The sequence below is a fragment of the Bradyrhizobium sp. 142 genome, from assembly GCF_023074015.1.
Classification (GTDB): domain Bacteria; phylum Pseudomonadota; class Alphaproteobacteria; order Rhizobiales; family Xanthobacteraceae; genus Bradyrhizobium.
The window spans coordinates 25,932-37,794 of the sequence record NZ_JADPKQ010000072.1; the positions used below are offsets into that span (position 1 = coordinate 25,932).

General features: G+C 63.4%; 10 protein-coding genes. 6 read left to right on the forward strand and 4 right to left on the reverse strand.

Annotated elements, in window-relative coordinates; genetic code table 11:
- Positions 1–38: 38 nt before the first annotated feature.
- On the reverse strand, positions 39–1,166 hold the full coding sequence (locus tag IVA82_RS07525; protein ID WP_247381376.1) for a threonine synthase: 1,128 nt from the start codon (positions 1,164–1,166) through the stop codon (positions 39–41).
- A 373-nt stretch (positions 1,167–1,539) separates the two neighbouring features.
- On the opposite strand from IVA82_RS07525, the gene IVA82_RS07530 reads away from it, so the two are divergent.
- From IVA82_RS07530 to IVA82_RS07555, 6 genes are all read left to right on the forward strand, one after another.
- Complete coding sequence (locus tag IVA82_RS07530) at positions 1,540–2,796, forward strand: GTP cyclohydrolase II (RefSeq protein WP_247381378.1); 1,257 nt, start codon at positions 1,540–1,542, stop codon at positions 2,794–2,796.
- A 5-nt stretch (positions 2,797–2,801) separates the two neighbouring features.
- Positions 2,802–4,040: a URC4/urg3 family protein gene (locus IVA82_RS07535; protein ID WP_247381380.1), complete on the forward strand. Its 1,239-nt coding sequence runs from the start codon at positions 2,802–2,804 to the stop codon at positions 4,038–4,040.
- A 210-nt stretch (positions 4,041–4,250) separates the two neighbouring features.
- Positions 4,251–4,880, forward strand: a complete 630-nt coding sequence (upp, locus tag IVA82_RS07540; protein ID WP_247381381.1) for a uracil phosphoribosyltransferase — start codon at positions 4,251–4,253, stop codon at positions 4,878–4,880.
- Between the two features lie 243 nt (positions 4,881–5,123).
- Positions 5,124–6,893, forward strand: a complete 1,770-nt coding sequence (locus IVA82_RS07545; protein ID WP_256469629.1) for an adenylate/guanylate cyclase domain-containing protein — start codon at positions 5,124–5,126, stop codon at positions 6,891–6,893.
- A 41-nt stretch (positions 6,894–6,934) separates the two neighbouring features.
- On the forward strand, positions 6,935–7,840 hold the full coding sequence (locus IVA82_RS07550) for a hypothetical protein (RefSeq protein WP_247381385.1): 906 nt from the start codon (positions 6,935–6,937) through the stop codon (positions 7,838–7,840).
- On the forward strand, positions 7,837–8,871 hold the full coding sequence (locus IVA82_RS07555) for a G1 family glutamic endopeptidase (RefSeq protein ID WP_247381387.1): 1,035 nt from the start codon (positions 7,837–7,839) through the stop codon (positions 8,869–8,871). The genes IVA82_RS07550 and IVA82_RS07555 overlap by 4 nt, the downstream gene beginning before the upstream one ends.
- 74 nt (positions 8,872–8,945) lie before the next feature.
- Here the strand turns inward: IVA82_RS07555 and IVA82_RS07560 are convergent, their stop codons facing one another.
- The 3 genes from IVA82_RS07560 to IVA82_RS07570 all read right to left on the reverse strand — a co-directional run.
- Complete coding sequence (locus IVA82_RS07560) at positions 8,946–10,088, reverse strand: M48 family metallopeptidase (RefSeq protein ID WP_247381389.1); 1,143 nt, start codon at positions 10,086–10,088, stop codon at positions 8,946–8,948.
- A gap of 3 nt (positions 10,089–10,091) precedes the next feature.
- Entirely contained in the window at positions 10,092–11,249 is a 1,158-nt protein-coding gene (locus IVA82_RS07565) for a YjgN family protein (RefSeq protein ID WP_247381391.1), read from the reverse strand.
- A gap of 284 nt (positions 11,250–11,533) precedes the next feature.
- On the reverse strand, positions 11,534–11,863 hold a 330-nt coding region (locus tag IVA82_RS07570; protein WP_276578781.1), incomplete at its 5' end, for a group II intron maturase-specific domain-containing protein.

Here is an 11,863-nt window from a genome sequence, read left to right on the forward strand (position 1 = left end):
AGGTTCAACGCAGATGCAAGGGCCGTTCCGCGCCGGCCCTATTGCACGAGATCGGCGACAGTGGTTGCGGCCTTGAGGCCGGTGCCGGTGAGCACCGCCACCGAGGTCTCGTTTGCCTTCATGGCGCCGGCGCCGGACAGTTTTTCCAGTGCCGCGGCCGCGCCCGCGCTGGTCGGCTCGGCGAACAGGCCCTGCCGCGCGAGCCGCCGCAGGGCGGCGACGATCTCGTCCTCGCTGAGCGCAACGGTGCCGCCGCCGCTCTCGCGCAAGGCGCCGATGATCTCGCGCAGGCGCAGGGGATGCTTGATCGCGGTGCCTTCGGCGATGGTCTTGTGCACCTCGCGCGGCACCGGCGTGTCGACGCCGGCCTGAAAACTCGCATCGATCGGTGAGCAGTTTTGTGGCTGCGCCGCGAACAGGCGCGGCAGCTTTGCGATCTGACCGGCTTTCTTGAGCTCGCGGAAGCCGAAGGCGCAACCGAGCAGGCTGCTGCCGGCGCCGACGGGGACGATGACGTTGTCGGGCGCGCGGAAGCCGAGATCCTCCCAGATTTCATAGGCGAGCGACTTGGTGCCTTCGAGGAAGAACGGCTGCCAGTTATGGCTGGCGTAGAAGGTCTGGTTAGACTGGCGGATCGCCTCGGCCTCCGACTCCTCGCGCGGGCCCTCGACGAGCTGCACCGCGGCGCCATAGGCGCGTACCTGGGCGATCTTGGCCGGCGAAGTCGACGCGGGCGCCAGGATCTTCACGCGCATGCCGCCGGCGGCGCCGAGTCCCGCCATCGACGAGCCGCCATTGCCGGAAGAATCCTCCAGAATGGCGTCGACGCCGATCTGCCGCAGGAACGACAGCATGACCGCAGAACCTCTGTCCTTGAAGCTGCCGGTCGGGTTGAACCATTCGAGCTTGAAGAATGGCCGCAAGTCGCCCCATTCCTGCTGGACCAGCGGCGTGCAGCCTTCGCCGAGCGTGATCGGGCTTTTGATCTCGACCGGCAGCGCCGCCCGGTAGCGCCAGAGCGATCGCGTGCGGCCCTCGATCTCGTCCCGCGATATCCCTGCCCCCGGCGTCACCAGCAGCGGCGTGCGCTCGTCCGAGCACCAGCGCGGCTGGTCGAGCGGATAGAGCTTTCCGTTGCGGGGGTCGATGTAGCTGGCGGAAGGCATGGCGGTCTCCAAGGCGAAGGCGATCTGTACGATTGGTCTGATTACACGTTTTGTCCAGGATAGGGCGCCGGCCGGACAAACCATGCACCGCCCCTTGAAAACATGAAAAATAGAAATACTTCAACCCCTTAAGCCGATCGTGGCGAGCCGGCCGGCGCGAGGGCGCCGAGTTCAGGGCGTGCCCCTGCCGGCGCGCTGATGAGGAGATTTTGGCCGCGAACGGCCCGGCCGGTGCCGCACGATTAACTTGTCTGTCGCGACTGCCCGCTACAATATGTTTGATTGAGCTCGCGTGACCCGTGTTCAGCACCGGCAGCGCGACCGAGCCAGGCCCGTCCGAGCGGCGGGCCGTTGGCTTTTTGGGAGTTTGGTCATGAGCCGCGCGAACCGTACCGACCACATCCGCCTCACCTCCCATCCGGAGCCGGGCAGGAAGGCCGCCTTTCCGATCCACTGGGGTGCCGCGGATGCGCGGGCTAGGGGTCCGATCATCGGTACGGTGTCGCGCGCGCAGGATCGCAACGTGATCGGCAGCCATGGCGGATCCTATGCGATGTATCGAGCGCTCGCCGTCTCCGCGGGCGCGCTCGATCCGATCCGCCGTCCCGACCTCACCAACACCTTTCCTGCCGCGACCATCGGGCCGTTTCCGCAGTGGAGCGATCCGGCCAAGATCGTCGCGCTCGATCCCTGGGGCCACCTCGTCGCCGAGAATTTCCGCAAGGAGATTGCGGAGGGCTGCGACATAAGGCCGAGCATCGCGGTGACGCGCGCGCGGCTGGACCTGCCGGAGATCCGCGAGGCGCTTGCCGCAAAACGGCTCCGCGCCGACGGCGAGGTCGTGCACGCCAATGGCAGCGTGTCCGTGGTGAAGATCGCGATCGACCCGGTCTGGTACCTGCCCGGCCTCGCCGAGCGCTTCGGCACGGGCGAGACCGAGCTGCGGCGCACGCTGTTCGAGCAGACCGCCGGCATGTTCCCCGAATTGGTGACGCGGCCGGACATGAAGGTGTTCCTGCCGCCGATCGGCGGCACCACCGTCTACATGTTCGGCGACGTGACCAAGCTGCCCGACCATCGCACCAAAATCACTTGCCGCGTGCATGACGAGTGCAACGGCTCCGACGTGTTCGGCTCCGACATCTGCACCTGCCGACCCTACCTCATCCACGGCATCGAGGAATCGGCGCGCGGCGCGCAGGATGGCGGCCTCGGGCTCGTCGTCTACAACCGCAAGGAAGGCCGCGCACTCGGCGAGGTCACCAAATTCCTGGTCTACAATGCCCGCAAGCGCCAGGAGGATGGCGACGCGGCCGCCGCCTATTTCGAGCGCACCGAATGCGTCGCCGGGGTCCAGGATGCGCGCTTCCAGCAGCTGATGCCGGATACGATCCACTGGCTGGGCTTAAAGCGCATCGACCGCTTCCTGTCGATGAGCGACATGAAACATGATGCGCTGACCTCGCAGGGCATCGACATCGTCGAGCGCGTACCGATCCCGCCGGAGCTGATTCCCGCCGATGCCTATGTCGAGATCGCCGCGAAGAAGGCCGCCGGCTATTATTCCGGCGACGATGTGACTGAAAAGGACGTGAACGACATAGTCGGGCGTTCGCTGGAAAAATACTGAACGTCATGGCGGACGCCCCAGAACAACCGGCCCGCTCGCTCCTCAGCGCTGAGGCGGTGCGCGCGCGTGCGGAGCAGATGCTTGAACTCGGCCTGCGCGACGGCTTAAGCCATTTCACAGTCGATCTCGATCGGATGGACAGTGTCGCGGACGCCGTGGTCGCGGTCACGCGCCGGGCCTATCCGACGCTCGACATTCCCTTTCATGCGCGCTGGCGGCATTTCGTGCTTGGCGGAGTCGATCGCTGTGCGCGCCTTGCCGACGTGACGTCCTGGCCGGACCGCGCGGCGCGGGCGCGCGCGGAATTCGACCTCGCGATCGTCAGCGTGCTGCTCGATGCTGGCGCCGGACCCGCCTGGCGATACCGCGATGCGCTCACGGGAGAATGTATCGGCCGATCCGAGGGGCTCGCGATCGCAAGCCTCGACATGTTCGCGAGCGGCCTCTTCTCGGGCGACGCGCGCGCGCCGTTAAGGGTCGATGCGGATGTGCTCGCAAAACTGCCGCTCACCGCGCTCACGTCTGCCTTCCAGGTGAGCGATGCCAATCCGTTGCTCGGTCTCGAAGGACGCACGGATCTGCTGCGGCGACTGGGACGGCTAGTGGCGGAGCGTGCGGATGTTTTCGGCTTGCACGACACGCCGCGGCCGGGCGGCTTGTTCGATCACGTCGCGGCGCAGGCGACGGACGGCGCGCTTCCCGCGCCCGCTATCGTGTCCGCGGTGCTGAACCAGCTCGGACCGATCTGGCCGTCGCGGCTTGAACTTGCCGGCGTTCCGCTCGGCGATTGCTGGCGCCATCCGGCGATCAAGGCCGATGATGCGACCGCGGGCCTCGTGCCGCTGCACAAGCTGTCGCAATGGCTGAGCTATTCGCTGATCGAGCCGCTCCAGCGCGCCGGATTTGAGGTCACTGACATCGACGGCCTGACCGGGCTCGCCGAATACCGCAATGGCGGGCTGTTCGTCGATCACGAGGTGCTTCGCCTGCGCGATCCCGCTGATGCCGAGCGCGCGCATGCGATCGACTCGCTGCTTGTCGTGGAGTGGCGCGCCCTCACCGTCGCGCTGCTGGACCGGCTCGCAGACCTCGTGCGCGCGAAACTCGGCCGCACGTCGGAGTCACTGCCGCTCGCCAGCATTCTGGAAGGCGGCACCTGGGCGGCCGGCCGGGCCATCGCCTTCGCGCGCCGAAGTGACGGCGCGCCGCCGCTCAAGGTAATTAGTGACGGCACGGTTTTTTAGAGCATGATGCAATCAGACGCGATGGATGCCGCGAAGCAGGTGCGCTCCCTCCCCCGCTTGCGGGGGAGGGCTGGGGAGAGGGTGTCACCGCAGTCGAGAATCCCCAAGAGGACAGAGCCCTCACCCGGCGCTTCGCGCCGACCTCTCCCGCACGCGGGAGAGGTTGACGAGCCTCATGCACCGCGTTTGTGAACTCAGGAGCATCCGATCATGGAAGGCGTCACCGTCGTCGATCATCCGCTGGTTCAGCACAAGCTGACCCTGGTGCGGGACAAATCCATCTCGACCAAGTCATTCCGCGAGCTGATCAAGGAGATCGGGATGCTCTTGTGCTACGAGGTGACGCGCGACCTGCCGCTCACCGACGTCGTCGTCGACACGCCGCTGGCGCGCATGCACTCGGCCAAGATCGCCGGCAAGAAGCTGGTGTTCGTGCCGATGCTCCGCGCCGGCACCACCTTCGTCGACGGCATGATGGATCTGGTCCCGACCGCGCGCGTCGCGCATATCGGGCTCTACCGCGAGCCGCACAGTTTTGCCGCGGTCGAGTACTTTTTCAAATCGCCGTCCGATCTTAGCGAGCGCCTGGCGATTGTGGTGACGCCGGTGGTCGCGACCGCCAACACGGCCGTTGCCGCGATCGATCGGCTGAAGGAGCGCGGCGCAAAGGATATTCGGCTGGCCTGCCTGATCGCAGCTCCGGAAGGACTCGAGCGGCTGCGTGGGCTGCATCCGGACGTCCCGATCTGGACGGCCGCTGTAGATGAAGGGCTCGACGAAAACGGCTTCATCGTGCCGGGTCTCGGCGATGCCGGCGACCGGGCCTACGGGACGCGATGAGATTTCGAGGTCAGCGAGTGCCGCGGTGTCTGACGCGGGAACCGCAACACCGATTCAGTCTCTCTGCTGCAACTGAAAATTGTGGGGCACGTCTCGCTGGTCATGTGCAGCGCACCCACGATTTGCTCAGATTGTAATTCCCTTCCTTTGCGACCGCGATGAAGGTATCCTTCTCGAGGCTGGTCATCGGTTGTTTTTGATTTTGCGGACGCATTCATAGAATTACATAGAAGTATCAGTCATATGACCCCATCCGTGCCGGGAGTTCATCGGCGTCTAGCGGCAGTCCTCGCAGCCGACGTGGTTGGGTATACCCGATTGATGGAAGCGCACGAGCTAGACACTCACACGCGGCTCATGCAGCTGCGTTCGGAGGTCCTTGACCCCGGTGTTGCGGCGCTTCACGGAACGATCGTCAAGAATACCGGCGATGGCTTCCTGGCAACCTTCGATACCGCGCGAGACGCGACGCGCTGCGCTCTTTCGCTTCAGGAATCGGTCGCCGCGAATACTGCGGGGATGCCCGCGGATCAGCGCATCAGCTTTCGCATGGGGTTGAACGCGGCCGACATCATCGTAGAGAAAGATGACGTCTATGGCGAAGGCGTAAATATTGCGGCTCGTCTTCAAACCTATGCGCAGGCGGGCGGCATCGTCGTTTCGGGCGCAATTGCCGAGCAGCTTGGCAAGGATTTCGACGTAAACGTCATAGATCTCGGCGATCTGCATCTTCGCAATATGGGTCGACCGGTTCGTGTGTATGCGCTCCACCCGCCCACGCAACCCGCAAAGCTTGTCGGGGAAGCTCCCGCGGGTCAGGAGCCGCGCCCATCGATTGCCGTTTTGCCGTTTCGAATGAATCTCTCCAACCCTGACGAGGCCTATTTCGCCGATGGTGTTGTTGACGACATCATCCGCGGCCTCGCCGGACTCAAGGAGCTCTTCGTCGTATCGAGAGGCGCAAGCCTCGGCTTCGGCGGCCGCAATATCGACGTGCGTGAAATCGGCCGTCAGCTCGGCGTCCGTTACGTCCTCTATGGAGGGGTGCAACGAACGGCGACAGCTGTCCGTATCGTGACCGAACTCAGTGACGCTGAATCCGGAGAGGTCATTCGTTCGGATTTGCACGAAGGCGACCCCAGCGAACTGTTTGCTCTTCAGGACCGGATTGCCATCAGTGTCGTAAGACAGATCGCGCCGCAGGTGCGCGAGCGGGAATTGATGCGAGCGATGCGCAAGCATCCCCAGAATTTGACCGCCTACGAACTCGTGCTGCAGGCATTCGATCTGTTGTACCGAATGGACTACGATTCATTTTCGAAGGCGCGGGGCCTGCTCGAGCAGGCGATATCGCATGATCCCAATTATGCCTTGGCCTATTCCTATGCCGCTCTCTGGTACGTGTTCCGAATCGGAGAGATCGGATCGGCGGATCCGGATGGCGACGCCATCGCTGGCGCCAAATATGCGACGGAGGCCATCACACGAGGCGGCGACGATGCCTTCGCGTTGGCGGTGTATGGCCACGTCCAATCATTTTTGCTCGGTGATTTTCAGAAGGCAAAGATCGCGCTGGAGCGCGCGATTGCCGCTGGCCCGAGTTCGGCCATGGCCTGGACCATGGCAAGCGCGACTTCGGGCTTTCTGGGTGACGGCCCCGCGGCCGTGCGCCAAGGCGAGCAGGGCGTGCGGCTTTCCCCCCTCGACGCCCGCTCGTTCTGGCACGAGGGACTATTGGGGCAGGCTCACTACGTAAATGGCGACTACGAGCAGGCATTGGAGTGGGTGCGCAGCGCGGTGAGCCGCAACGGGCTCATCCGTTTCAATCAGCGCCTTCTCATCGTCACGCTCGGCGCGTTGGGCCGACACGAGGAGGCCGCGCAGGCCGCGCATCGCTACCTGCAAATTCAACCGGATTTCCGCGTATCATCCTATGCGAGACGCTGCCCATTTCGCGGCGCTGCATTGGAAACCTGGCTCGGGCACCTCCGATCCGCGGGGCTTCCCGACTGACGCTGACTGCTGGCGACAACTTTCGAAAAAGGGGAGACGTCATGACAGGTAACACGGGCAACACAGGCAATACCGGGAATACGGGCAACACGGGCAACACCGGAAACACCGGCAACATCGGAGGTGTTGGCTGGTTCATCTCCGACCGGGTCGACTTACCATTCGTCACAAGACTTGCCCCAGGCGGGATGAGTGACCTTGGCTCGCTGCGGCGAATCCCGCCGGCGTTCTTCGGCAACAGGCAATGGTCGGCGAACTGGTATGCGTGGCGCGTCTTGCATGAGATGTTGGCCAAGGTCCCCAACTGGGCGGCGACCGTCGATGCGGATCCCATGCTCACAAATATTCGGAACGCCCTTGTCGCCGACTTCAACGGCCAAATTGATGACCTTGTACTCGCCGCTCGGGACGAACGGCCGGATGCCATGGGGCTCATCCTGTCGCAGGACGGCGAATTCTTCTCTGATTTTTTGGCCGTGCTGACGATCCGGCCGGAATCGCATCCGCAAACCTGGCGCGTATTGAACATCGCCAGCCTGATCGGATCGTTTGCAGCATTGTATCTCAAGGACAAATACGACTTGCCCCGACCAGCGCAAATCTGTCCCGCATTGCTGCCGCCTATCCCCGTCCCCGGCCACTCATCCTGGCCGAGCGGGCATTCCACGCAGGCGCATTTGATGAAGAACTGCATGCTCAGGATATTTGCCGCAACGGCATCGATGCCGAATCCGATGCCTGCGGCTGACCAGATCGTATGGAGCGCTGACTTGACGGTTCTGGCGGACATGATCGCGCGAAACCGGGAGATCGCCGGTTTGCACTACGCCGGAGACTCCGCAGGCGGTGCCAGGCTGGCGGATTTGATGGATACCGTCATCCTGACAGCAGGCACGGTGACAATGTTCGATCAGGCGATTGCCGCCGCAGCGGGGGAATGGCAATGAGTGTCGAGCAAGCACTGCATCCCCGATTGGACGTCGGCGCCCTAAGGAAGCTCGTCGACGCTTCGATAACGAGCACTCCACCTCCGGGAGGGTTCGACCCGTTACAGGCGCGACAAGAAGACCTGAAGAAGTTCGGGTTTCCGATGCGGCCGGATCCGAAATTTCAGCCGACCGAATACGCATTTTGGCAACGGATGTTCGCCACGTCGCTGGCATTCGAGCAATTCGCTTTCGACATACTTCCTCCCGTCGCGACACAGATCCGCGGATTTTTCTGGGAATCGCCGCGGCGGCAAACCAGCCTCAATTGGTCTGGCGCCTACATCACGCCCAGGGATGGTATGGTATTTTCGTCGATTTGGACGAAGTTTCAGGTTCCGACGCCGAACCTTCCGCCCGGCGCGAGGCCCGGCGAAAAGGATCTCAGCTCCACATGGATCGGTTTTGACGGACAGCGTCGGTACTACATGTCGACTCTTCCGCAGTTTGGCACGGCACAAAATATCGAGCCGAACATGGGCATCCCGACGAGGTCGTTTTTCGCGTGGTGGCAGTGGTGGGTCAGGGGCCTCGGAACCCAGGCACTGCCAATCAAGCTCGCTGCACCGACGATTCATCCTGGCGATCTGATCATGTGCTACATGCAGGTGGCCGCTGATCGCGCCGGGGTGTCGTTCGTGATCACGAACATTACGACTGGCCGCGTCGTACAATTCTTTCAGAGCGCGCCGCCCCCGGCCAACGGCGGGATTCCCTTCAAAGTTAGAGGAGCGACAGCAGAATGGGTGATGGAGAGACCGGCGATCCCGCCCGATCCCACCCCGATGCCACTTCCGGACTATGGCACGGTGGATTTCCGGGACTGCGGAGCGACGGCGATCAACATGAAGACTGGCGCGACCGTAGAACGATCCCTCTCGGGGGCAAAGCTCATCGACATGTACGTCGTGAGGCAAAATCCGGAAAGGACGGTGAAGATCTCGATCCCGAAGCCGCTCGATACGACGGAATTCCTTACCGAGTATCAGTAGACCGGAACATTTTCGATCAGATTTGGCGGTGAAACAGACTTCCCCGTAAGGCCGTCTGATTATAGCAACTTGCCCTAAATCTTCCCGCTGCCGCAAATCAACTTCAGCGACTGCCACTCCTTGTCCGTCAGCAGCGGCGGGCCGCTGGCGGGGCGGTCTTCCTTGGTCATGCGGGCGAGACGGTCCTCAGTCAGAGGATGGCTCGCCAGGATCGTGAAGCCGCTACCGCCTTCCTTGCCGGTGATGCGGAACATCAATTCGGCCGCAGGCTTCGGTGAACGGCCGAGCGCGTGCATGATCTCGATCGCGAACGTGTCGGCCGCCGTCTCGGCCTCTCGCGAATAGGAGGCCTCAACTACGCTGCGCGAGGCGAAGATCACGGCCGACGAGCCGGTGACGTCGCCGAACAACAGGCCGATCAAGAACGAGGTGCCGCCGTTGTAGATCAGCCCGCGCATGTTGTCGTGATGCTTGAGATGGCCGAGCTCGTGGGCGAGGATGCCGGCGAGCTCGTCGGGGCTTTGCGCCTTGTCGAGCAGGCCCTGCATCACGAAGACCTTGCCGCCCGGCAGCGCAAACGCATTCGGCACCGAGGTCGGCAGCACGCCCGCCGTCATGGAATCGTCGTCGAGGCCGGCGGCATCGCGCAACCGGTTGACGAGTTTCGTGAAGGCAGCCTTGCCCGCCGCATCTTCGCACACGCCGCGACCGAAAATGGTCTTCACCTGGACCTCGGCGGCATCGCCGATCCGCCGTTCGACCGGTTTGGGCACCAGCGGGGCGAGACGGTCGGCTGCGAGCGGCACGCCGAACAGCACGACGCAGACGATGGAAACGGCGGCGGCCATCGACCAGCCGACGATCTTCGCAATACCGCGGCGCGTGGTCTGGTGCTCGTCGAGCCGGATACAGCGCGCGACCAAGTCCGCTGCGAGCGAGGCATCACGGATCTCGAGCCGTGCCAGCGGCGGCGCGGAGGTCGCGGCAAGACGCAGGATTCCGGCCGGACTGTCGGCGCGACGGATGTCGGCATAGGGCCAGCGCGCGATCGTCCGCGGCCCCTCGGCCTCGCCCGGCTCGGCGATCTCGAGTGCGTCGGCGATCTCAAGCGCGTCACCAAGCGTCAGCGTGACCTGTCGCCTGCGACTGGATACGCCGTCGAAGAAGATCGTCGGCTTTGCCGACTGCGCGACAGCTTCGGCGGACATTTCACTCACAATTCAAAATCCCGCGACATCAAGCCCGTCAGCAAAACCTTCGCCGAGCGCGCTGGCGAGCTCGCCGCTGCCGCGCACGTCGGCAGCTGCCGCGATGTTGTGCACCTCGATAGTTTCCAGCACCTTCACCCAGAGATCGCGCTGGAGATAGATGCGCATAATGATGTTGATCGCAAGAGCGACGGCAAAATAGCCGATGACCATCATCACCAGCATCGGAATGCTCTTGGAGGCATTGTCGGGCCCGAACACCTGCTCGGCCGAAAGGCCACTCAGTTGGACGGCAAGCATGGTCGCGCCGCCGAGATAGGCAGCAAAAATGGTCGAGAGCAGCAGCCACCAGCCGATCACCTTCCAGTACAGGCCATAGAACGCGTTGGTCGGCAAATTCGAGGACAGGCTCACGCCGCCAATGCGTATCCCATCGAGCCACCAGCGCCACTCGCGCGCCTTGAACTGGGCATAGAAGAACGGGGCAAGCGGGAAGATCACCAGCGCGACCGGACTCAGCAGCCATAGCCACCAGCCGCGCTTGAAGAACTGCCAGCCGTCGCCCTCGAAATCGCCTCGCAGATCGCCGAAATGGGTGTGCCGCATCTTGTAGCGCTCCAGCGACGCCACGCGCCATGGCAGCGCCAGGCCGAGCGTCAGGAACACGAGCAAGCCCCACAGCATGGCGCGGAGCGAATAGGTCCAGCCCGAGCCGTCCATCCAGAACCGAACGCCGCGCCAGACCGTGCGCGTCAGCCGATAGCGCCGCGCGCGAAAAATCGCGAACTGGCCGAAGGCGTAGAAGCTGATGAACAGCGGCGTCGAGGCAAAGCCCTGCCAACGCTCGAACTCAATGCCAATCAGGAAATAGGCGAGATAGATCGGCACCAGGATCGCGAGCGCGATGAGGAAGCCGATCAGAAGCTCCTTAGCCCGCCCGGTATATTCGGCGGCGTCACCGTCGATCGACGTGTTCGACCAGAGGTGACGGCGGATGTCGGTCACCAGCCAGAAGCGGTAGAAGCCGAAGGTGACGAGCTCGAGCATCGCACCCTTGGTGACCAATTTGCGAAACCCGGAACGATCGCCGGTGAAGTCGACCCGCGTGGGCGGCAGCGGTGGAGGGATCGGTTGGGGCGGACCGATCGGGGCCCATTGCAAATCGTTCACGGCAACCTCGGGATGCGGACCTGGTCCGCTCAAACTATAGATCAGAGGTTGGTCGATCCCCAAGTTGGCCGGGTTCGATTTGACCTCGGTTTCGACGGATTTCTTGCACGATTCCAGACATTCCGGCGTGCGGAAGATCACTTTCGCGAATGTCCCATAGCCCGATGGGTAGAGTCGAGGAGAGGCGCGGTGACTATGGGCCGTGCGGCAACGTCCCGTTTCCTCTCCCCGCTCATCAAACCGGACGTGCCGATTTCCGGCATCCGGCTTTCCGACTGGTTTCATCACATGGCACGCGGCAGCGGCCCCAGATGCACGCGGCGGAGCCGCAGCACGCCGGCGGGCCCGAAGACATGGTCAGCGGGGAACCTTCGTGTGCCGCGTCCTTGCACCTTGCACCGTCTTCGCAGGAAGTGTCGCACGCGATCATAGACGTGATTGTCGACCGCCCGGTAGGCCATCAGCCGGGTGCCGTAGCTGAAGTAACTCGACCAGCCGCGCAGAAGTCGGTTCAACTGGTCGCGTACCTCAGGCCACGGATCTTTGTTGCCGGAGACCAGAAGCCCATCGATTTTGCCTTTGAGCCTCTGGACGCTCTTCCTGGAAGGGCTCGA

What these genes read in the sequence shown, in the direction of transcription:
- IVA82_RS07555 (WP_247381387.1), top strand. Translation starts at nt 7,837, where the DNA reads ATGAGTGTCGAGCAAGCACTGCATCCCCGATTGGACGTCGGCGCCCTA.
- IVA82_RS07525 (WP_247381376.1), bottom strand. Translation starts at nt 1,166, where the DNA reads ATGCCTTCCGCCAGCTACATCGACCCCCGCAACGGAAAGCTCTATCCG.
- IVA82_RS07550 (WP_247381385.1), top strand. Translation starts at nt 6,935, where the DNA reads ATGACAGGTAACACGGGCAACACAGGCAATACCGGGAATACGGGCAAC.
- IVA82_RS07530 (WP_247381378.1), top strand. Translation starts at nt 1,540, where the DNA reads ATGAGCCGCGCGAACCGTACCGACCACATCCGCCTCACCTCCCATCCG.
- IVA82_RS07535 (WP_247381380.1), top strand. Translation starts at nt 2,802, where the DNA reads ATGGCGGACGCCCCAGAACAACCGGCCCGCTCGCTCCTCAGCGCTGAG.
- upp (WP_247381381.1), top strand. Translation starts at nt 4,251, where the DNA reads ATGGAAGGCGTCACCGTCGTCGATCATCCGCTGGTTCAGCACAAGCTG.
- IVA82_RS07545 (WP_256469629.1), top strand. Translation starts at nt 5,124, where the DNA reads ATGACCCCATCCGTGCCGGGAGTTCATCGGCGTCTAGCGGCAGTCCTC.